The organism is Microbacterium sp. LWH7-1.2 (genome assembly GCF_038397755.1).
In the GTDB taxonomy this organism is placed as follows: Bacteria; Actinomycetota; Actinomycetes; order Actinomycetales; family Microbacteriaceae; genus Microbacterium.
Genome location: NZ_CP151637.1, coordinates 3162034 through 3181831, shown reverse-complemented (window position 1 = coordinate 3181831; position 19798 = coordinate 3162034). Strand labels below are relative to the sequence as shown.

21 protein-coding genes are annotated in these 19798 nt (G+C 70.2%); 14 read left to right on the top strand and 7 right to left on the bottom strand.

Going from position 1 to position 19798, the window contains the following annotated elements; all coding sequences use genetic code 11:
* Positions 1–118: 118 nt before the first annotated feature.
* Positions 119–529, top strand: coding sequence for a hypothetical protein (locus MRBLWH7_RS14765; protein WP_341995764.1), 411 nt, complete (start codon positions 119–121; stop codon positions 527–529).
* Between the two features lie 31 nt (positions 530–560).
* Here the strand turns inward: MRBLWH7_RS14765 and MRBLWH7_RS14760 are convergent, their stop codons facing one another.
* The 3 genes from MRBLWH7_RS14760 to MRBLWH7_RS14750 form a co-directional block, all read right to left on the bottom strand.
* Positions 561–1583: a helix-turn-helix domain-containing protein gene (locus MRBLWH7_RS14760; protein ID WP_341995762.1), complete on the bottom strand. Its 1023-nt coding sequence runs from the start codon at positions 1581–1583 to the stop codon at positions 561–563.
* Positions 1584–1947: 364 nt separating this feature from the next.
* A complete protein-coding gene (locus MRBLWH7_RS14755) occupies positions 1948–3204 on the bottom strand; it encodes a glycosyltransferase (protein WP_341995760.1) in 1257 nt (418 codons plus the stop codon).
* A gap of 6 nt (positions 3205–3210) precedes the next feature.
* Positions 3211–4428 carry a glycosyltransferase gene (locus tag MRBLWH7_RS14750; protein WP_341995758.1) on the bottom strand — a complete coding sequence of 406 codons (1218 nt, stop codon included), beginning with the start codon at positions 4426–4428 and terminating at the stop codon, positions 3211–3213.
* Positions 4429–4555: 127 nt separating this feature from the next.
* On the opposite strand from MRBLWH7_RS14750, the gene MRBLWH7_RS14745 reads away from it, so the two are divergent.
* The 4 genes from MRBLWH7_RS14745 to cls all read left to right on the top strand — a co-directional run bounded on the left by MRBLWH7_RS14745 (position 4556) and on the right by cls (position 8696).
* A complete protein-coding gene (locus MRBLWH7_RS14745) occupies positions 4556–5194 on the top strand; it encodes a hypothetical protein (protein WP_341995756.1) in 639 nt (212 codons plus the stop codon).
* Between the two features lie 13 nt (positions 5195–5207).
* On the top strand, positions 5208–6047 hold the full coding sequence (locus MRBLWH7_RS14740; RefSeq protein ID WP_341995755.1) for an LLM class F420-dependent oxidoreductase: 840 nt from the start codon (positions 5208–5210) through the stop codon (positions 6045–6047).
* A 146-nt stretch (positions 6048–6193) separates the two neighbouring features.
* The gene (locus tag MRBLWH7_RS14735; protein ID WP_341995754.1) at positions 6194–7108 is read left to right on the top strand and encodes a formylglycine-generating enzyme family protein; all 915 of its coding nucleotides are present in this window, start codon (positions 6194–6196) and stop codon (positions 7106–7108) included.
* Between the two features lie 112 nt (positions 7109–7220).
* The gene (gene cls, locus MRBLWH7_RS14730; RefSeq protein WP_341995752.1) at positions 7221–8696 is read left to right on the top strand and encodes a cardiolipin synthase; all 1476 of its coding nucleotides are present in this window, start codon (positions 7221–7223) and stop codon (positions 8694–8696) included.
* Positions 8697–8753: 57 nt separating this feature from the next.
* Here the strand turns inward: cls and MRBLWH7_RS14725 are convergent, their stop codons facing one another.
* Positions 8754–9893 (bottom strand): AI-2E family transporter, encoded by a 1140-nt coding sequence (locus MRBLWH7_RS14725; protein WP_341995751.1) that lies wholly within the window; start codon positions 9891–9893, stop codon positions 8754–8756.
* 165 nt (positions 9894–10058) lie between these two features.
* On the opposite strand from MRBLWH7_RS14725, the gene MRBLWH7_RS14720 reads away from it, so the two are divergent.
* From MRBLWH7_RS14720 to MRBLWH7_RS14710, 3 genes are read left to right on the top strand one after another with little or no spacing between them, the layout of a single operon-like run.
* Positions 10059–10451 (top strand): SHOCT domain-containing protein, encoded by a 393-nt coding sequence (locus MRBLWH7_RS14720; protein ID WP_341995750.1) that lies wholly within the window; start codon positions 10059–10061, stop codon positions 10449–10451.
* Positions 10452–10475: 24 nt separating this feature from the next.
* Entirely contained in the window at positions 10476–10892 is a 417-nt protein-coding gene (locus MRBLWH7_RS14715; protein ID WP_341995749.1) for a DUF6325 family protein, read from the top strand.
* Positions 10893–10921: 29 nt separating this feature from the next.
* The gene (locus MRBLWH7_RS14710; protein ID WP_342002071.1) at positions 10922–11257 is read left to right on the top strand and encodes an SHOCT domain-containing protein; all 336 of its coding nucleotides are present in this window, start codon (positions 10922–10924) and stop codon (positions 11255–11257) included.
* Between the two features lie 99 nt (positions 11258–11356).
* Here the strand turns inward: MRBLWH7_RS14710 and MRBLWH7_RS14705 are convergent, their stop codons facing one another.
* Positions 11357–12226 (bottom strand): potassium channel family protein, encoded by an 870-nt coding sequence (locus tag MRBLWH7_RS14705; RefSeq protein ID WP_341995746.1) that lies wholly within the window; start codon positions 12224–12226, stop codon positions 11357–11359.
* 111 nt (positions 12227–12337) lie between these two features.
* On the opposite strand from MRBLWH7_RS14705, the gene MRBLWH7_RS14700 reads away from it, so the two are divergent.
* Positions 12338–13681 carry an ion channel protein gene (locus MRBLWH7_RS14700; RefSeq protein WP_341995743.1) on the top strand — a complete coding sequence of 448 codons (1344 nt, stop codon included), beginning with the start codon at positions 12338–12340 and terminating at the stop codon, positions 13679–13681.
* Here the strand turns inward: MRBLWH7_RS14700 and MRBLWH7_RS14695 are convergent.
* Positions 13670–14755, bottom strand: coding sequence for a DUF998 domain-containing protein (locus MRBLWH7_RS14695; RefSeq protein ID WP_341995742.1), 1086 nt, complete (start codon positions 14753–14755; stop codon positions 13670–13672). The genes MRBLWH7_RS14700 and MRBLWH7_RS14695 overlap by 12 nt on opposite strands.
* 42 nt (positions 14756–14797) lie before the next feature.
* Entirely contained in the window at positions 14798–15892 is a 1095-nt protein-coding gene (locus MRBLWH7_RS14690; protein ID WP_341995740.1) for an AI-2E family transporter, read from the bottom strand.
* 54 nt (positions 15893–15946) lie between these two features.
* Here MRBLWH7_RS14690 and MRBLWH7_RS14685 point away from each other — a divergent pair, with 54 nt between their 5' ends.
* The 5 genes from MRBLWH7_RS14685 (at position 15947) to MRBLWH7_RS14665 (ending at position 19798) form a co-directional block, all read left to right on the top strand.
* A complete protein-coding gene (locus MRBLWH7_RS14685) occupies positions 15947–17344 on the top strand; it encodes a DUF2252 domain-containing protein (protein WP_341995738.1) in 1398 nt (465 codons plus the stop codon).
* A gap of 39 nt (positions 17345–17383) precedes the next feature.
* Positions 17384–18175, top strand: a complete 792-nt coding sequence (locus MRBLWH7_RS14680; RefSeq protein ID WP_342002069.1) for a DUF5979 domain-containing protein — start codon at positions 17384–17386, stop codon at positions 18173–18175.
* Between the two features lie 116 nt (positions 18176–18291).
* Positions 18292–18750 (top strand): OsmC family protein, encoded by a 459-nt coding sequence (locus tag MRBLWH7_RS14675; RefSeq protein WP_341995736.1) that lies wholly within the window; start codon positions 18292–18294, stop codon positions 18748–18750.
* Positions 18747–19106, top strand: coding sequence for a hypothetical protein (locus MRBLWH7_RS14670; RefSeq protein WP_341995734.1), 360 nt, complete (start codon positions 18747–18749; stop codon positions 19104–19106). Before MRBLWH7_RS14675 ends, MRBLWH7_RS14670 begins: the two co-directional genes overlap by 4 nt.
* Positions 19103–19798, top strand: coding sequence for a metalloregulator ArsR/SmtB family transcription factor (locus MRBLWH7_RS14665; protein ID WP_341995733.1), 696 nt, complete (start codon positions 19103–19105; stop codon positions 19796–19798). Before MRBLWH7_RS14670 ends, MRBLWH7_RS14665 begins: the two co-directional genes overlap by 4 nt.

Genomic DNA, 19798 nt, shown 5'->3' with positions numbered 1-19798 from the left:
CTTCCCAGGATTCTCCCAGGATGGCTAATGTGGCGCCTAGCGGGACTCAGGCCCGCTCGGGTGGGGGATGCCGCCCGACATCGAACGGCCCTCGGGCCGACATGAAGGGACCCTCGCCATGACCAACACCGACGTGAACACCTCCGGATGGGCAGGATGGGGCGTCTTCGCTGCCGTCGTGCTCATCGTCGGCGGCACCATCGACGCTTTCCACGGCCTCCAGGCCCTCATCGGCCCCGACACCGCGTACTTCCTCGGGCAGGAGGCGCTCTTCTCGATCGACGTGCAGGGCTGGGGCTGGTGGCACCTGATCGCCGGCGCGCTGCTCATCCTCGTCGGCATCTTCCTGCTCCTGGGCGCCACCTGGGCCCGCATCACCGCGATCGTGCTCGTCGCGATCAACGCGATCGGCCAGATCACGCTCATCTCGGTTCAGCCGTGGCTGTCGCTGGCGCTCCTCGCCGTCGACATCCTCGTGATCTACGCGCTCACCGTGCACGGCCGCGAGATCGACGCCAAGAAGGCCTGACCCGCTGTAGGGGTCGCCCGAACCGCGACCCCTACGCCACGGATTCGAGGACGGATGCCTCGGCCCCCACTTCGACGGAGGCCGAGGCATCCGTCATCTCATCGAGGTTGCAGGCGAAGCGCGAGCGATAGGCCGTCGGCGTGGTGCCGAGCACGCGCGCGAAGTTCTGGCGCAGCACCGCCGCCGAACCGAACCCGCTCTCGTAGGCGATGCGGTCGAGGCCGAGGTCGGTCTTCTCGAGCAGGCGCTGGGCGTGGATGATCCGCTGACGCGCGAGCCAGGCGGCGGGCGTCGCGCCGTAGTCGGCCTTGAAGCGGCGGGCGAACGTGCGCGGCGACATGTGCGCCTTCGTCGCGAGCTGGTCGACGGTGAGGTCCAGGCGCAGGTTGTCGAGCATCCAGTCGGTGACCGGCGCGAGCGAGAGCGACGTCGTGGCGGGCAGCGGGTTCGCGATGAACTGGGCTTGGCCGCCGTCGCGCTGCGGGGGCACGACCATACGGCGGGCGATGATGTTGGTGAGCTCGGCGCCGAGCTCCTGACGCAGCAGGTGCAGGCAGGCGTCGAGCCCGGCCGCGGTGCCGGCGCTCGTGATGATGCGGCCGTCCTGCACGTAGAGCACGTCGGGGTCGACGTCGATCGACGGGTACATGTCCTTCATCTTCTGCGCGTACATCCAGTGCGTCGTCGCGCGGCGGCCGTCGAGCACACCCGAGGCGGCGACGACGAACGAGCCGCTGCACACGCTCAGCACCCACGCGTCGCGGGCGACCGCGTCGCGGATCACGTCGAGCACCCGTTCGTCGATGCTTCCCCAGTACTGGTGGGGAACCGGCGACACGACGACGAGATCGGCCTCGTAGGCGAAGGACAGGTCCGCGTCGACGTTGATCGAGAAGCCCATCTTGGACTGCACGACGCCGGGGTCGGGCGTGACCACCCGGAAGTCGAAGTTGGGGATGCCGTCGTCGGACCGGTCGAGGCCGAACGCCTCGCACGCGACTCCGAATTCGAACGGCGCGAAGCCGTCCGTGACGATGCAGGCCACCGTTTTCATGCGAACCTCCGCGACTGGCAGTTTTCCTACGATGTGTGGCTATTCTGCCACTCGTGGCAGTTCCCCCGCAAGCGTAGCGTTTCTGCCATGTTCATGGTGATTCTTCTCGCAGCCCTGTCCGCGGTGGCGTTCGCATCGACGATCGCCGCCCTCCACTCCGACGGTTACCGCCGGATTCCCACCGACCGCACCCGCCTCCCCTGACGGCGCCGGCCACCCCAGCCCCTCCCTCAACTGAGGATCAGAGCCGGGATGAGCAGCGGATCCCGCGATTCGCTCCTCATCCCGGCTCTCGTCCTCGAATGAGGCTCGAAGCACGCGACGCCGCGGTGAGTCAGCGCGGCCCACGCGACGCCGCGGTGAGTCAGGAAGTGACGCGGTCGTAGACCTCGACCATCGCCGCGGTGCGCGACGACTGCCGGAAGCGCTCGCGGATGGTGGGGTCGGGCACGCCGGCCGTTCCGGCGGAGATATCGGATGCTGCGGCCCGCAGCGCGTCCGCCAGCGCGGCGACCGACGGATCCGGGGTGACGCCGTCGCCCACCGCCCAGAATCCGGTGCCCAGCTCGGCCGCGAGGTCGGGATCGCTGACCACCGACGGGGTGCCGAGCGATGCCGCCTCGAAGATCGTCATGCCCTGCGTCTCGAAGCCGATCGAGGTCTGCACGACGGCGTCCGCGGCAGCGATGCGCCGCAGAGTCCGGGCGTACGGCATCCGTCCCGCGAAGATGACGGTCGCGCGCGGCTTGAGCTTCTCGACGAGACGTCGGGCGGCGCGCAGCTGCCCGCCGCCGCCGATGACCTCGACCTCCGCCTCGATCCCCGACAGGGCGAGCGCCTCGAGGAAGGGCATCAGCCGCTTCTCGGGGCTCATCCGCCCGAGCCACACGAACCGCGGCCGACGCTCCAGAACCGACGCGGGGTCGGGCGGGACATCGGTGAGACCCGCGAGCACCTCGTCGAGCACGTCGTCGTCGATGCCGTTCCAGATGACGTCGACCACCCGCTCCACCGGCGCACCGGCCCCGGGCAGGACACGGTTCGCCTGGAGCCGGCGCGCGAAATGCGTCGACGGGGCGGTGATGGCGGCGGCGCGGGCGCCGAACCGGCGCAGGTACGCCCAGCCGTCGTGGCCGCGCTCCGACTCACCGTCGCGCCGCCCGAGCGCGCGGCGCTGCCACGCGTTGAGCACCCGCAGCACGGTCTGGGGGAAGGGCGTGGTCGCCTCGATCCCGACGTCGAGCCGGTTGTGCATCGTGTGCACGATCGGGATGCCGTGCCGCGCGGCGTACCGCACGCCGATGAACGCGCCCCAGAAGTCGCCCTGGATGTGCACCACGTCGACCGGCGGGCGGCTTCGCATCGCAGCATCCAACCACCGATCGGTGCGCCGGCCCGGCCACGTCATCGAGTACTCGCGGTCCGCCGTGATGGGGATCGACGGCAGGTCCACGTAGGCCGAGTCCTGCGCCGCCGCCCGCGCCCGCTGGCCGTGCATCGCGGGCGCGACCATCGTGACGGTGTGACCGGCCTTCTCGAGGAAGCGGCGCTGCAGCCGCATCGAGACCTGCGCCCCGCCCAGCGACTGGGCGTGCTGGTCGCCGAACATCACGACGTGCACGGCGGCCTACTCGGGCAGGGGCTCGTCGCGGTACAGCGCCTCGAACGTGTCGAGGGTGCGCTTCATGTCGTGCACCTTCACGCCCTCGAGCGAAGCATGCTGCATGCGTGCACGATCCTCGGGCGACTGCGTCAGCACCGTCGTGAGCTTGGCGGCGAGGTCGTCGACGTCGCCGGGGCGGAAGAGGTAGCCGTTCTCTCCGTCGTGCACCAGGTGCGGGAGGGCCACCGCGTCGGCGGCGACGATCGGCAGGCCCGACGCCATCGCCTCCATGGTTGCGATGGACTGCAGCTCGGCGATCGAGGCGATCACGAACAGGCTCGCGTGGGTGAGGAGCGACCGCAGCTCCTCGTCGGTGGTGTGGCCGTGGAAGTGCACGCGGTCGCCGAGGCCGAGCTCGCCGACGAGCTGCTCGAGGTTGCGGCGCTGGTCGCCCGAGCCGACGATGTCGAAGCGCACGTCGAGCGCGGGGTCGAGCATGGCGATCGCGCGCAGCACGACATCGATCTGCTTCTCGGTCGTGAGCCGGCCGACGAACACCAGCCGGTGCGCGTCGCGGGGCGTGAGGTCGGCGGTGTAGTTCGAGGCGTCGATGCCGCAGCTGACGGGGATGACGTCCTGGATGTCGATCGTGCGCTCGAGGAACTCGGCCGCCCTGCGGGTCGGCGTCGTGACGGCGCGCGTCATCTTGAACGTGCGCTCCGCGTCCTCCCACGCGAGCTTGACCGCGTACCGCGTCCACGACGGCGGGAGCACCGTGAAGTCGAGCACGTTCTCGGCCATGACGTGGTTCGTGGCGACGACGGGGATGCCGCGCTTGCGCGCCTCGCGCGTGAGGCCGCGGCCGATCACGATGTGGGACTGGATGTGCACCACGTCGGGCTGCACCTCGTCGAGCACGCGGCGGGCGTAGTACTTCGACCGGAACGGCATGACGAACGTGAGCCAGTCGTGGGGATACCAGCGCCACGACGGCAGCCGGTGCATCGTCATCGACTGGCCCTCGACGACCTCGGTGAACGTGCCGTGCTCGCGGTGCGTCTTGCTGGGCGCCATCACGTGCACCTCGTGACCGCGCTCCACCATGCCGGCGGCGAGGCGCTCCGCGAAGCGGGCGGCGCCGTTCACGTGCGGGAGGAACGTGTCGGCGCCGTAGAGGATCTTCAGCGCGCGAGGACTCGCGGCGTCGGCGGGGGTGTCGTCGGGCGTCGCAGGATCGGTCACGGGTTGGGGGCCTGTCTGTGCGGCGGGGACGCGCGGCAGCGGCTGGTCGCCACGCGCCCTCCACCCTACCCGAGGCGTTTCCGGGTCTCCCCAGGAACGCGCCCGTCGCGGCACGTACCCTGGTCGCATGCCCCGACTTCAGGCCGACGCCGACCCGAACCTGTGGGTGCCCGTGACCGAGTCACTCGGCTTCCGCGGGCGCCGTCACCGGAAGACGGCGATACGGATGCTGCTCAACCAGGCCGGCGGAATGATGATCGGCCCTGCGGGCGCGGCGCAGCTCGAGTCGCCCACGACCGGTGGGCAGCCGCGCTCCGGGTCGGGCTTCGCCGCCTGGGCGATGAGCCAGGCGGCGCCGTTCCTGATCCGCAAGGCCGCCGGCCGCGTTCTCGTATGGGTGTGGAAGGCCGACGCCGAGCTCGTCGTGGTGATGGCGCAGGTGCAGCAGGCCACGAACGACCTCCGCGCCGCGCGCGCCATGATGCCGATGGAGTACGACGACACCGAGAGCTTCCGCAACCCCTACCTCGGCGTCGGTGAGAAGCTCGAGATGGCGCTGCCGTCCGACCAGCGCACCCCGCCGTTCGCCACCTACACGTGGGACACCGGCACGCACTTCGTCACGGTCACCGCGGTCTGCTCCGACCGCGAGCGCTTCGGCACCGTGATCGGCAGCGTCGACGACCTCGCGCGCACCCTCCGGATCGTGGACGACCTCACGGTCGGCGAGTCGCCCGAGGTGCTCCGTATCGAGCCGAAGGACTGAGAGACTCCCGGTCGTGACCGAGCCGAAGCATCCGTCGTCCCATCGCCCGTTGCGGATCGGCGTGCAGCTCGCGCCGCAGCACGGGTCGTACACGGCTTATCGTGACGCGGTGCTGCGGGCGGAGGATCTCGGCGTCGACGCGATCTTCAACTGGGACCACTTCTTCCCGCTCACCGAGCCGTTCGAGGCCGAGCACTTCGAGGCGTGGACGGTGCTGGCCGCGCTGGCCGAGCAGACCGAGCGGGTCGAATTCGGACCCCTGGTCAACTGCAGCTCGTACCGCAACCCCGACCTGCAGGCCGACATGGCCCGCACCGTCGACCACATCAGCGCCCGCGCCACCGGCACGGGCCGGCTCATCTTCGGCACCGGATCGGGCTGGGCGCAGCACGACTACGACGAGTACGGCTACGAGTTCGGCACCGTGGGCTCCCGCCTCGACGATCTCGCCGACGACCTCCCGCGCGTGCGCGCCCGGTGGGACCGTCTGAATCCGGCGCCGACGCGGAGGATCCCGATCCTCATCGGCGGCCAGGGGGAGCGCAAGACGCTGCGGCTCGTCGCCCAGCACGCCGACATCTGGCACACCTTCACGCGTCTCGACGACCTCGACCGCAAGATCGGCGTGCTGCACGAATGGTGCGCGCGCGAGGGTCGCGACCCGGCCGACATCGAGCTGTCGACCGGGTACACCGTTCGCGGATTCGGCCCGCTGCTCGAAGGGGCGGATGCTGCGGCCCGCCTGTACGATCTCGGCTTCCGGCTGATCGTGCCGGCGATCGACGGCCCCGACTACGACCTCGCGCCGGTGAAGGCGCTGCTGGAGTGGCGCGAGCGGATCGACGGCGTCTGAGCGCGGCGGCTTCCGACCCCTCGCCCGACATCGCCCGGACCCTCCTCCACGGACTCGGAGATCTGCCCGACCTCGGACCCGACGCCCCGGATCCATCCGAGATCCAGACGATCTCCGAGTTTCAGGGGGCGGGCTACGGTGGAGCGGTGACTTCGGCGACCCACGACCAGGTGCTCCTCGAGGGCGGCGTGTTCCGCATGGGGTCCGCCGAGTTCTACCCGGACGAGCAGCCCGTGCACGAGCGCGAGGTCGCGCCATTCCGCATCGACCGGTACGCCGTCACCAACGCGCAGTACGCCGCGTTCGTCGCCGACACCGGGTACGTCACGGTCGCCGAGCGCGAGCTCGACCCCGCCGCATTCGAGGGCGCCGACCCTGCCGACCTCGTCCCGGGCGCGATGGTGTTCACCCCGACGCCGGGCCCCGTCGACCTGCGCGACTGGCGCAACTGGTGGCGGTGGCAGCCGGGCGCGTTCTGGCGCAGGCCGTTCGGGCCCGGGTCCTCGATCGACGAGCGGCTGCAGCATCCGGTCGTCCACGTCGCCTTCGAGGACGCGACCGCGTACGCGGAATGGGCGGGACTGCGACTGCCCACCGAGGCCGAGCACGAGTACGCCGCGCGCGGCGGGCTCGAAGGCAAGCGGTTCGCCTGGGGCGACGAGCCGTACCCCGGCGGCGTCGCGCAGGCGAACTCGTGGCTCGGTCGGTTCCCCTACGACAACGAGGGCGTCGGCGATGCCGCGCCGGTGGGCTCGTACGAACCCAACGACTACGGCCTGTACGACATGACCGGCAACGTGTGGGAGTGGACGACCGACTACTACACCCCGCGCCACCTGCGCCTGTCGGACAAGCCCGTCGACGCCGGCACGCGCGCGAACCTGCTCGCCGCGGCGAGCGCGCAGGACGGCTTCCCGTCGATCCCGCGCCGCGTGCTCAAGGGCGGCTCGCACCTTTGCTCGCCGGACTACTGCCTGCGCTTCCGCCCCGCGGCGCGCTCGCCCCAGGCGGAGGACACCGGCATGTCGCACATCGGCTTCCGCTGCGCGAGCGACGCCTGACGCGTTTCGCCTTTCGATCCGGCGCAGGACACCCCTCTGCCGCCGCGACGCGCCGCGCGATCACGCGCTCTGAACGACGCGCCTGAGCGCATCGCGATGCCACACTTACCCCGTGGACTCCGGTTTCTTCGCCAACCTGACCTGGTCGCTCGCAGCGCTGGTGCACGCCGCGATCGTCATCACCGCGCTCATCGTCATCCCCCGCGGGCGCAAGCCCACCGCGGCGATGGCGTGGATCCTGCTCATCGTCGTCCTGCCGGGCGTCGGTGTGGTGCTCTACCTCGTCATCGGCAACTTCCGCCTGCCGGCGAAGAGACGTGCCGAGCAGGCGCGCATCGACGAGATCATCCGCGGCAGGGTCGCCGACAACGCGTTGGATGAGACGGATGCCTCGTGGCCGCGGTGGTTCCAGCGCGTGGTGCAGCAGAACCAGACGCTGACGGCGCTTCCCGCGTCGACGGGCAACGAGGCGACGCTGCTGCCCCACTACCAGGAGTCGATCGACGCGATGACCGCCGAGCTCGACACCGCGAAGGACTTCGTGCACATCGAGTTCTTCATCGTCGGGTGGGACGACACCACCCGCGGATTCTTCGCCGCGATGGAGCGAGCCGTCGCGCGCGGGGTGACGGTGCGCCTCCTGGCCGACTACGTCGCGACCAAGAAGGTGTCCGACAGCAAGAAGATGGTGGCCGAGCTCGACCGCATCGGCGTGAAATGGGCGTGGATGCTCCCGGTGGAGCCCTTCAAGGGTAGGTACCAGCGCCCCGACCTGCGCAACCACCGCAAGATCGTCGTGGTCGACGGCCGCGTCGGCTTCATGGGCTCGCAGAACCTGATCGCCCGGCACTACGACTCGCCCAAGAACATCAAGCGCGGCCTCAAGTGGCAGGAGCTCATGACGCGGCTGACCGGGCCGGTCGTGGCATCCGTGAACACCGTCTTCCTGTCGGACTGGCTCATCGAGACCGGCGAGGACCTGTCGCAGACCGCCCAGGTGCCGGCCGCGCGGCTGCCGGTGTCGACGGCGCCCGACGCCCTCCAGTGCCAGGTGGTGCCGTCGGGGCCGGGCTACGACACCGAGAACAACCTGCGCCTGTTCCTGTCGCTCATCTACGGCGCGACCGAGAAGGTCATCCTGACGAGCCCGTACTTCGTGCCCGACGAGGCGATGGTCTACGCCATCACGAGTGCGTGCCAGCGCGGCCTCGAGGTGCAGCTGTTCGTGTCCGAGATCGGCGACCAGTTCATGGTGTGGCACGCCCAGCGGTCGTACTACCAGGTGCTGCTCGAGGCCGGCGTGCGGATCTTCCTCTACCCCGCGCCGTTCATCCTGCACTCGAAGCACTTCTCGATCGACGACGACATCGCCGTGATCGGGTCGAGCAACATGGACATCCGCTCGTTCAGCCTCAACAGCGAGGTCTCGCTCCTCGTCCGCGGCGAGTCCTTCGTCGCCGGCATGCGCGAGGTCGAGCAGGCCTACCGCGACGCGGGCCGCGAGCTCACCCTCGAGGAGTGGCGCCGCGAGCCCGCCAAGGCGACCTTCCTCGACGGCCTGATGCGCCTTACGTCTGCGCTGAACTGACGTGTCGGGTGACGGATGCCTCGGCCCGAGGCATCCGTCCCCCACAGAGGGAACCCGCTAGACCTTGAGGTTCTGCCTCGGCACGACCACCTCGCGGATGATCAGCAGGATCGACGCCATCACGGGCAGGGCGACCAGGACGCCGACGATGCCGGCGAGCGCGCCACCGGCCAGGGCGCCGATGAGCACCAGGGCGGCGGGGATCTCGATCGCCTTGTTCATGACGCGCGGGCTGACGACGTACGACTCGATCTGGATGTAGACGAGGTACGCGATGAAGAAGATCAGCGCCTGCGTCGGGCTCGTGAACAGCGCGATGATCGACGCGAAGATCCAGAAGATCACCGAGCCGAACAGCGGGATGAGTGTCACGACGAAGGCGATCACGGCCATGAGAGCGGGGAAGGGCAGGCCGATCACGATGTGCAGGACGAAGACCACGGCCGCGTTGATCGACGACAGGATGACCGAGCCGATGAGGGCGCTGCCGACGGAGTCGGTGATGCGCTCGGTGAGGTCCGCGAGGCGCACGCGGCTGTGGGCCGGCGCGAGGTCGTAGAAAGCGCGCTTCGCGGCCGTGAGCGACGCGAGGAAGTACAGCGTCAGCGCGATGACGACGAAGCTCGCGGAGATCGCGGCGACGAAGCCGACGCCGACGGCGAGCACGCCGCCGCCGAGGGCAGCGAGGGTGGAGGGCGCTGAGATCCACGTGGCGATCTGCTCGAGGGCGCCGAGGACCGCGATCTGCGCGTCGGGGGCGAGCCGGGAGAACCACTCCGACTGCGGGATGTTCTCGACGAGCTCGGGGATGGCCTGCACGAGCTGCACGATCTGGGCGATGACGGGTGGCAGCACGAAGACGAAGAACGCGACCATCACCAGCGCGAAGCCCGCGAAGACGATCGCGATGCCGGCGCCGCGCTTGACCTTGTGGCGCTCGAGCATGCGCACGATCGGGTCGAGCCCGACCGCGAGGAACATCGCCAGCACGATGTACACCAGGATCGTCGAGATCGACCCGATGGCCGATCCGAGCACCAGCGCACCGAGCACGCCGATCGTCACGAGGAACCCCGTCGCGAGCGGATGATCGAGCCCGGCCAGCACCTTGGAGAGGCGCCGCGGCGGCTCCGGTGCCACGCCGGCGACTTCCTCGGCGGGCGAAGGCGGCGAGGCGGGCGCGAGGGGGTCGGTCATGCCCTAATAATGGGGCCTTTGAACGCCCGGAGAACAGTCCGACGCGGCTCAAATTTCCTTCGTTCTCGGGCGCTATTAGGTAGTACGGTTCTGCCAGGGGATGAGAGTCGACCCCTGCAGTCAAATGATTCCGACGGCTCGTCCCGTCGAGAAAGCTGGTGTGACATGGGTGGCGGCTTCTGGGATTTCATCCTCTGGATGTTCTGGATCTTCGTCTTCGTCGCGTACCTGATGGTGATCTTCTCGATCATCGGCGACCTGTTCCGTGACGACTCGGTCAACGGCTGGGTGAAGGCGATCTGGATCATCTTCCTGATCTTCGTGCCGTTCCTCACGGCGCTGATCTACCTGATCGCCCGGGGCAACGGCATGCAGAAGCGCTCCATCGCGCAGGCGCAGGAGCTGCGCGCCGCGCAGGACGCCTATATCCGTCAGACCGCGGGCACCGGCGGCTCGAGCGCCGCCGATGACATCGCGAAGGCCAAGTCGCTGCTCGACTCGGGCGCGATCTCGCAGGCCGAGTTCGACGCCCTCAAGGCCAAGGCGCTGGCAGCCTAAGCCGGCCCCGGAACAGGAGAAGACATGACGACCTTCGACTACGGCCCGATCGAGTTCTACGCGATCGGCTTCGAGGGCGACCGCCCGGGTCCGGCGGTGCTCCAGGCGATCGACGATCTCGTCGCCTCCGGCACGGTGAACGTGCTCGACCTCGTGTTCGCCCGTCGCTCGCCCGAGGGAGAGATCGAGGTGCTCGAGCTCTCCGACACCGTCGACGACGGCGCTCCCGCACTGGACCTCGCGGGCCTCGCGGGCCAGGACGACATCCTGTACCTCGCCGAGAACCTCGAGCCGGGCTCGTCGGCCGCGATCCTCGTGGTCGAGCTGCTGTGGGCGAAGTCGTTCGCCGCGGCGCTGTACGACGCCGGCGGCGCCGTGATCGCACGCGAGGGCATCCCGGCACCGATCGTCAACGCGTTCCTCGCCGAGAACGCGGACTGAAGGAGGAAAGACACATGCCACTCGGAAGAATGGGCCGCCCCGGCCTGATCGGCATGGCCGCCCGCACCGCTGTCGTCGCCGGCACGGCGACGGCCGTCTCCGGCAGCGTCGCGCGCCACCAGCAGCAGAAGTACTACGACCAGTCGCAGCAGCAGGCCTACGAGGCCCAGGCCCAGCAGGCGGCCATGGACCAGGCTGCGGCCCAGGCCGTCGCCAACGCCCAGGCCGCGCAGGCGCCCGCGCCGGCTGCCGCGCCCGCGCAGGACGACATGATGGCCAAGCTCACGCAGCTCGCGCAGCTGCACGCTCAGGGCATCCTGTCGGACGAGGAGTTCGCGGCCGCGAAGGCCAAGCTGCTCTCCTGACGCACACCGTCGAGAAGGCCGCGTCCCTCGGGGACGCGGCCTTCTTGCGTGAGACGGGAGACGGATGCTGCGGCCCGCGGTCCGCCGCGATGCCGCCGATCAGCCGCCCGGACGATCGTCGCCGCCGTCGCCGAAGCCGCTCGGGTGCCGCTCTGGGCCGATGGCGCCGGGCGAGCCGGGGTCGTCGTCGGTGTCGGGCGTGACGTGGCCGGGCGCCCCGGCATCTCGCGGCGCATCGTTCGTGCCCGGAGCCCGGTGCGCCGCGCTGGCGGAGCCTGCCGGCAGAGCCAGCGCGTCGATCCTCTCGATCAGTGCACGCAGCTGGGCGCGCGTCGCGGGCTCCTCGTCGTCGTGGTCGCGGGCGGCGCGCTCGAGCACCCACGAGGCGAGGGTCGCGGTGATGACGCCGGCCAGGGCGACGCCGCCGAACATGAGCCCCACGCCGACCCACCTGCCGGCACCGGTGACGGGCGTGTAGTCGCCGTAGCCGGTCGTCGTGACGGTCACGCACGACCACCAGATCGCGATGTCGAAGGTCGTGATCGAGGCGTTCGGTGCGTGCCGTTCGGCTTCGAGCACCGCGAGCGACGCGATGTAGATCAGGATGAGCGACGCGCCGACGCCGTAGACGAGGATCTGGGTCCGCAGCACACCGCCCGCGGTCGTCTTCATGCCGGGAATGTGCGTCAGGAACCGCAGCAGCCGAACGAGGCGGAGCACCGGAACGAGCGCGAAGGCGAGCGCCGGCAGATGCTTGCGGAACCACAGCCGCCTGTGGTCGGCGAGCCTGAGTCGCACGAGGTAATCGGCGATGAACATGGCCCAGGTGACGAAGACGATGATCGAGGCGATGGTCCAGGCGAGGCCCTGCAGATCGCCGATCACTCGCCACGAGTACGCGACGAGGTACGCGAGGCTCGCGATGATCAGCGGAGTCTGGGTCCGCTTGTGCCAGGTGTGCTCGTCCACAGCCGAATCATGGCGCATCCGCGACACGGGGCGCGGCGGGACGCGCCCCACTGCGCGGATCGCTCCTGTGCGTCCTCGCGGCGGGCGCCTGGCTGCCGCTATCGTGTGGCCATGCCCGGCCCCACCGCCGCCTCGCCCGCTCCGGCCGCACCGCCGGGTCCGCAGCTCACCGTCCGACGGCTGATCCTGCTCTCGATCCCCGCGATCCTCATCGGAGTCCTCTCCGCGCTCTCGCTGAGGGCCGTCGACCTCCTCGCCGATCAGCTCGACGACGGGCTGTGGACGAATCTTCCGAAGTCACTGGGCATCGCGTCCGACTCCCCGTGGTGGATCTTCGCGGTCGTCACCTTCACCGGCATCGCCGTCGGGCTGGTGGTGTGGCTCGTGCCCGGTCACGCCGGCCCGGACTCGGCGACGACCGAGCTCGCCGCCACGCCCCTCAAGCTGTCGGTGCTGCCTGGCCTCGCCGCGGTCATCATCCTCAGCCTTGCGGGCGGCGTCAGCCTCGGCCCTGAGAACCCCATCATCGCGATCAACGTGTCGCTCGCGGTCGCCATCCTCGCCCGCATCTCCCAGGCGGTGCCGCCCGCCCTCATCGGCGCGCTGGCGATCTCGGCGACGATCGGCGCGCTGTTCGGCACGCCGGTCGCCGCCGCACTCGTCTTCACCGGCATGGTCGGCGAGTTCAAGATGGGCGGGTCGTTGTGGGACAAACTCTTCCTGCCCCTCGTGGCAGCCGGGGCGGGCTCCGTCACGACCTTCCTCCTCGGAGGGGGTTTCGGCACCCAGTCGCCGTTCGACCCGTACGGCGCGCCGCAGCCCTTCGATCTGCTCATGGGGTCGCTCCTCGCAGTCGTGGCGGCGGCATTCGGGCTCGTCGGCATCTACCTCTTCCCGCTCGTGCACCGCGCCTTCCATGCGCTGCGGCATCCGCTGCTCTTCACCGCGCTGGGAGGAGTGGTGCTGGGTCTGCTCGGCGCGATCGGCGGCCCGATCACGCTGTTCAAGGGGCTCGACCAGAGCGCGGAGCTGCTCGCCGACCCGAGCGCCTACCCGCCAGGTCAGCTCACCGTCATCCTGCTCGTGAAGATGGCGGCGCTCGTCGTCGCCGCGTCGGCGGGATTCCGCGGCGGCCGCATCTTCCCCGCGGTCTTCCTCGGGGTGGCCGCCGGCCTTCTGGGCGGCGCGCTGCTGCCCGGCCTGCCGCTGTCGCTCGCAGTCGCATGCGGCGTGCTCGGCGTCGTGCTGGCGATCGCCCGCGACGGCTGGGTGGCCCTCTTCGTCGCGGTCGCGATCGTGGACGATGTGACGGTGCTGCCGATGCTGTGCATCATCGTGCTGCCCGCATGGCTCGTCGTCACGCGGGCGCGCGAGATGCTCATCACGCCCGATGACCTCGCGCGCGAGCGGCCCGGCGCGCGTCTTCCGTGGGACCGGGTGACGTCAGCCCGCTGACGTCTGCCGCGAGTCCTGCTGCAGTGCCGCCGCGTTGCGGATGAACAGGACGATCCACGTGAACACGAGGATGCCGGCAACGAGCTCGACGGCCGTCAGCGTGTAGTAGCCGATGAAGAACAACACGGCGAGCAGCAGCGTGACCGCGAGGAAGAGCCAGCCGAGCACGACGAAGGCCCGCGAGATCCCGGTGATCCACTTCGGAAGCGCGATCACGAGCACGCCGAACGCGGCGACCATGCCGGATGCGACGCCGGTGTGCAGCGCGAAGAACCTGTCGACCGGGAAGAGCCCCACCATGCCGAGGAACACGCCGAGCACGACGAGGGTCACGCGCACGCGGCCGATCCCCTTGGGGTTCGCGGTCGGGATGCCGCGCGTCGAGTAGCGGGCGAGTGTGGTGACGAGGAAGCCCGCGACGATGATCGTGATGTTGAACGCGAAGGCGGACACGTTCGACGACATGCCGAGGGCGCTCAGGTTGTCCTTCCACCAGTCCGGGTCGCTCGCCGTGAGCATGCTCGCGAGGACGCCGAACACCAGGAAGACCGCGAGCACCATCGCCAGCAGCTGCAGATCCATGTGCGTGGCCGAGTAGAAGGCGATGTAGCCGCTCATCGCGGCGGTGGCGCCTGCCAGGAGGAGCACGGGCAGCGCGAAGACCGTCGCGCCGATGAACGCCTGCTCGAGGATCACGGCGAGCAGCGTCCAGCCGAGCAGCGCGATCACGCCGTGCGCGAAGGCGAGGGCCGCGACGTCGATGTAGTCCAGCAGGTTCAGGCGGCGGCCGCCCTCGTGGCGGTGCACGACGAACCGGCCGGCGATCACGGCCAGGAATGCGACGACGCCCGAGGCGATCGCGGCGAACTGTCCGACCGAGCCGGGCCCCGAGATCGGTGCGGCCTGGAATTGGAACGCGATCAGCGATATCAGGGCGACGACGACGAAGCAGATCGCACCGACGCCGAGCGCGAGCGCCTCGAGCGAGCGCTCGCTCGAGGCGTCGAACATGCCCGCGGAGTTGCGAGGCGAGGGCTGCTCGGGGATCGGCCGATCGAGCGAGGTCTGGGTCATCGGGGCTCCGGGAGGACTCGGGTGGTACGGGCGAGGGCTGGATCAGGAGTCGGCGAGCGATTCGCGGGCGACGGACGCCGGCGTGGCCGCGCGGTCCCCCGACAGCCACCGCAGCCATAGTGAGCCGGGGTCGCCCTCGAGCACCAGCGTCCGGACGAACAATGTCAGCGGGATCGAGAGGATCGCGCCGAGCGGGCCGATCACGAAGGTCCAGAACACCACCGAGAAGAAGCTCAGGGTGAGGCTCAGGTCGACCGCATCGCTCACGAACTTGGGCTGCACGAGCACCTGGAGCACGACGTTCACGACGCAGTAGATCGCGATGACGGCGAGGAACAGCGGCCAGCCGCCGACGACGAACGCGAGCACCGCGGGCGGGATGAGGCCCAGCACGAATCCGATGTTCGGGATGAAGTTCGTCACGAACGCGAGCACCGCCCACACGATGGGTGCGGGCACGCCCAGGGCCCAGAGCGCCAGGCCGTCGATGATCGCGACGATCGCGCCGAACGACGCGTTCACGACGTAGTAGCGACGAACCCCCGTGTTGAGGCGCCCGATGCGGGCGAGGGCCGGGCGGCGCGCGGCGCCGAAGACCCGCTCCGCTTCGCGGTACCGTGCCGCGTCGGCTGCCGTGAAGATGATGTAGGAGACGACGAAGAAGAGGGCGGTGACCACCCCGATCACCGTGCCGCCGATGCTCCCCACGAGCCGCAGCAGCGCCTGCGGGTCGAGGACCGAGGCCGCAGCATCCGTCGCCTCCTGATCCAGCCCCACGGACTGGAGCCACGCGAGGAAGTCGTCGAGGCTGCCGCGCAGCTGGTCGAGGTAGTCCGACACGAGGCCCGCGAACTGCACCCCGGCGACCCACAGCAGCACGCCCATGACCGCGAGGATCAGGTAGGCGAGGAGTATGACGGCCGTGGTGCCGGTCCACCGGGGCCAGCCGCGGCGCTCCAGCGGACGCCGTACGGGCTCGCAGATCACGACGAGGACGATGGCGAGGGCGAGCGGGCCGATCAGGCTGCGCGCGAAGTACACGCCCGCGAGCACCACCACGGTCGCGGCGAGCACCAGCAGCACGCGCAGGCTCGGCGAGATCGCAGGGGGCGGAGCGGGCTGCGCGGCGCGGGTCACGGCGTCAGGGTACCGCCCTTCCGGGGCGGCGCCGCACAGTGCCACACTGGGCCCATGTCTACGCTCGACGCCTCGCCCATCGGCCGCACGTGGGCTCCGCTGCCGTCCTACGCCGACCACGTCGCCGAGGGCCGCGCCGCGCGCGAGCGCAATCCCCGCGAATCGCTCGCCGAACTGCCGACGAACGACCGCGATCCCATGGGGATCCTCGACGCGCAGGATGAGGACCGCGTCCCCGAACTCGTGCCGCTGCGCACCGAGCGCATGGCCGCGAGCGCGTTCGCGTTCTACCGCGGCACGGCCGCCCTGATGGCCGCCGACCTGTCCCGCTCGCCGTCGAGCGGTGTCAGCGTCGGGTCGTGCGGTGACGCGCACGTGTCGAACTTCGGGCTGTACGCGTCGCCGCAGCGGACTCTCGTGTTCGATCTCAACGACTTCGACGAGTCCGCGTGGGCGCCATGGGAGTGGGACGTCAAGCGACTCGTCACCAGCATCGTCATCGCGGGGCAGTCGACCGGGCGCGCGGACTCGGTGGTGCGCGAGGCGTCGCTGGATGCGGTGCGCGTCTACGCCCGTGCGATCGGCACGGGCGCCAAGCGCAGCCCGCTGAAGCGCTACTACGACCGGTTCGACGCCATGGCCGCCGAGCGAGCCGTGGACGACGACACCCGCGCCGCCATCGACTCCGCGGTCAAGGGGGCCGAGAAGCGCACCGGTGCCCGCGCGGCGAAGAAGATGACGCAGGTCGATGCCGCAGGCCGGGTCGTCTTCATCGAGGCGCCGCCGACCATGACCCACGTCGACGCCCAATCGGAGGAGCGGGTGCTCGGCGTCTTCGACCAGTACGTGCAGTCGGCCAACATCGACATCCGCGCGCTGCTGCAGAAGTACCGCATGTCGGACATCGCCCTCCGCGTGGTGGGCGTCGGCAGCGTCGGGACGCGGTGCTTCGTGATCTCGATGCAGGACGGCGACGAGGGCGTGCTGCTGCTCCAGGGCAAGGAGGCGGGAAAGAGCGTGCTGATCGAATACGGCAAGGCCGAGCAGCCGGAGGTCGTCACCCGCTTCATCGACCAGTACGGTGACGGCGCCCGCGTGGTCGGCATGCAGCGGATCCTGCAATCCGTGTCGGACCCCTTCCTCGGCTACGTGCGCCGCACGACCTACGGCGCGCAGCGCGACTTCTACGTCCGCCAGTTCCGCGACAAGAAGGGCGGGTTCGACATGGACGAGCTCGACGACGCGGCCTTCCTCTGGTACGCCGACGCGTGCGCGGCGACGCTGGCCCGGGCGCACGGGCAGTCTCCGCTGTCGTCGTCGGTCGCCGGCTACGTCGGCGGCGGCCGCGTGGCGGGTGAGGCGATCCTCGAGTGGGCGTACGCGTACGCCGACCTCTCGCGCGCCGACTGGGAGCTGTTCCGCACGCACCGCGGAGTCGCCGCCGCGAGCTGAGCACGTGGCGGGCTGGGGCTCTTGCAGGGCACCTTCCTTGTGCAGAAGACGATGGACGGCGTCGATCCGGATGAGCTCCTCGTCGACTCGTTCACGATCGACTACGTGGCGCATCTGCCGAGCCGCGACGTGGTGGCGGGAAGGTTCGAGCTGCCGGCCGACGGTGAGACCGCCGGCCCCGTCGATGACGAGGGCGATCCGATCTCGTTCCCGATCGGCACGGTCGTCAACCTCATCGAGGAGGAGCCGGCCCCGTCTGCGCTGCCCGAGGGCTACGAGTGGGGAGCGACCACGTGGAGCCCGGCGAGCTTCGTCGAGATCGGCCTCGATGAGACGCCTCCCGTGCTCGAGGTGACGAACTCCGTGGTCGCCATGACCCGCTGGGCCGTCACGAAGGCGGTCGCCGGGAACGGCGCGTCGTCCGTCCCCGCGGGAGCGACGTTCCCCGCCGACTGGTGGCTCGACGGCGCTGCTCAGCCTCGCATCGAGCTCGAGCCGAACGTCACGATCACCTCGCCGTACTTCCCGGTCGGGACGATCATCGAGGCGCGCGAAGCGGACCTGCCGTCGATCCCCGGAGTCGACTGGGGCACGCCCACGTGGACCGTCGACGGCGAGGCGCTCGTCCCCGACCAGGACGGCAAGGTGACGCTGCCGATGTCGCAGGTGCGCACTCCGCGGACGGCGGAGCTGACCCTGACCAACACCGCGACCACGAGGCCGCTCCCGGCAACGGGTGGCGGCGGACTGTCGCCCCTCGTTCCGCTGGGGGCCGTCGGTCTGATCGCCCTGGGCGGGCTGCTGGTCGCGCGACGCGCGCGACGCGTCTGACGCACCACGGCAGCGCACGCGAAGGGAGGGGCGGCATCCGTCCCCTCGTGGAACTGCCTCCCGCCTCGGCGGACCCTTCGGCCGCCGCCGAAATGTTTCCGCTCCACGATTGATGCATGAACAACCATCACGCATACTCCGCAGAGCTTCGCTGGTCGGGCAGCACCGGCGACGGATACCGCACCTACGGCCGCTCGCACGCGGTGGACCTCGGTGCCGCCGGGGCGCTGACGCTCAGCGCCGATTCCGCCTTCCGCGGTGACGCGGCGCTGCCCAATCCGGAGCAGTTGCTGCTCGCGGCCACGAGCTCGTGTCAGCTGCTGTCGTTCCTCGCGGTCGCCGCGCTCGCTCACGTCGACGTCGTGAGCTACACCGACCGCGCCCAGGCGATCATGCACGCCGATGCCTCCCCGATGCGGATCACCGAGATCACCCTGCACGTGAGCGTGGTCGCACGTGGCACCGATGACCGGACAGTCCGCGAGCTGATCGCGAAGGCCCACGAGGAGTGCTACATCGCGCACACGTTGGCCACTCCCGTCACCGTCCTTCCAGACGTCGAGGTCGTGTCGTGAACGACATCTCGGTGCCGGCCCCGGACGGCGCGGCGTCGCTCGCGCGCATCGGTGCGATTCTGGGAGGGGCAGGGATCTCGCTCGAAGGAGGCGGCATGTGGTCGGGCGTTGCGCATTACCTCGTGGCCGACGGTGACGCCGCCGCTCGCGAACTCCAATCCGCCGGCGTCGACGGCGTCGAGGTGCGCCCGGCGGTCGTCGTCCCGCTGGACGCCGACGTGCCGGGCGCACTGGGGTGGATCATGAACCGGCTCGCGGTGGGAGGCATCCGCCTGTCGGCGCAGTACAGCGACCACGACAACCGCAAAGTGCTGGTCGTCGACGACCCGCGCGCGGCACGGGCAGCACTCGCATGACCGATCGGGTCCGTCTTCCGCTCGACGAGCTCGGTCGTGTGCTGGGCGAGCCGGCACGGCTGCGCATCCTGCACGACCTGCTCGGTGGCACCCCGCTGCCTGCAGGAGCCCTCGCGACCCGACTCGGCCTCGCGGCCTCGACGGTGAGCGCGCACCTCGCGAAACTCCAGGATGCCGGACTGATCCGCGTCGAGCAGCGCGGGCGTGCGCGGCTCGCGAGCATCGCCGACCCCGCGGTCGCCGAGGCGGTCGAGGCGCTGCTGCGACTCTCCGGCGAGGCGAAGGTGAACTCGCTCACGGGGTTCGATCGACGTGCCGCGATGCGTGAGGCGCGCTCGTGCTACGACCACCTCGCCGGACGCGCGGGCGTGTTCATCGCCGAGCTCGCAGTGGCGCGTGGATGGGTCAGCGATGAGGCCGGGGCGTGGATGCTGCCGCACCCGGAGGACGTGACCGCGATCGGTGGCGGACTCGGACTGGACCTGCCCTGGCAGCGATCATCGCGCCCGGCCGTCCGCCCCTGCGCCGACTGGACCGAACGGATGCCGCACCTCGCCGGACGCCTCGGCGCGAGCATCCTCGACGCGATGATCTCGGATGGCTGGGTGCGCCGCCGCCGCGACGACCGAGCGTTGACGATCACTCCTCGCGGCCGGGAGCGGCTGACGTCCCTCGGCCACTCCGGACCATGA

Excerpts from the sequence above, each read along its gene's own strand:
- MRBLWH7_RS14675 (WP_341995736.1), top strand. The coding sequence starts at position 18,292 with ATGAACAACCATCACGCATACTCCGCAGAGCTTCGCTGGTCGGGCAGC.
- MRBLWH7_RS14700 (WP_341995743.1), top strand. The coding sequence starts at position 12,338 with ATGCCCGGCCCCACCGCCGCCTCGCCCGCTCCGGCCGCACCGCCGGGT.
- MRBLWH7_RS14760 (WP_341995762.1), bottom strand. The coding sequence starts at position 1,583 with ATGAAAACGGTGGCCTGCATCGTCACGGACGGCTTCGCGCCGTTCGAA.
- MRBLWH7_RS14685 (WP_341995738.1), top strand. The coding sequence starts at position 15,947 with ATGTCTACGCTCGACGCCTCGCCCATCGGCCGCACGTGGGCTCCGCTG.
- MRBLWH7_RS14725 (WP_341995751.1), bottom strand. The coding sequence starts at position 9,893 with ATGACCGACCCCCTCGCGCCCGCCTCGCCGCCTTCGCCCGCCGAGGAA.
- MRBLWH7_RS14765 (WP_341995764.1), top strand. The coding sequence starts at position 119 with ATGACCAACACCGACGTGAACACCTCCGGATGGGCAGGATGGGGCGTC.
- MRBLWH7_RS14665 (WP_341995733.1), top strand. The coding sequence starts at position 19,103 with ATGACCGATCGGGTCCGTCTTCCGCTCGACGAGCTCGGTCGTGTGCTG.
- MRBLWH7_RS14710 (WP_342002071.1), top strand. The coding sequence starts at position 10,922 with ATGGGCCGCCCCGGCCTGATCGGCATGGCCGCCCGCACCGCTGTCGTC.
- MRBLWH7_RS14720 (WP_341995750.1), top strand. The coding sequence starts at position 10,059 with ATGGGTGGCGGCTTCTGGGATTTCATCCTCTGGATGTTCTGGATCTTC.
- MRBLWH7_RS14715 (WP_341995749.1), top strand. The coding sequence starts at position 10,476 with ATGACGACCTTCGACTACGGCCCGATCGAGTTCTACGCGATCGGCTTC.
- MRBLWH7_RS14695 (WP_341995742.1), bottom strand. The coding sequence starts at position 14,755 with ATGACCCAGACCTCGCTCGATCGGCCGATCCCCGAGCAGCCCTCGCCT.
- MRBLWH7_RS14745 (WP_341995756.1), top strand. The coding sequence starts at position 4,556 with ATGCCCCGACTTCAGGCCGACGCCGACCCGAACCTGTGGGTGCCCGTG.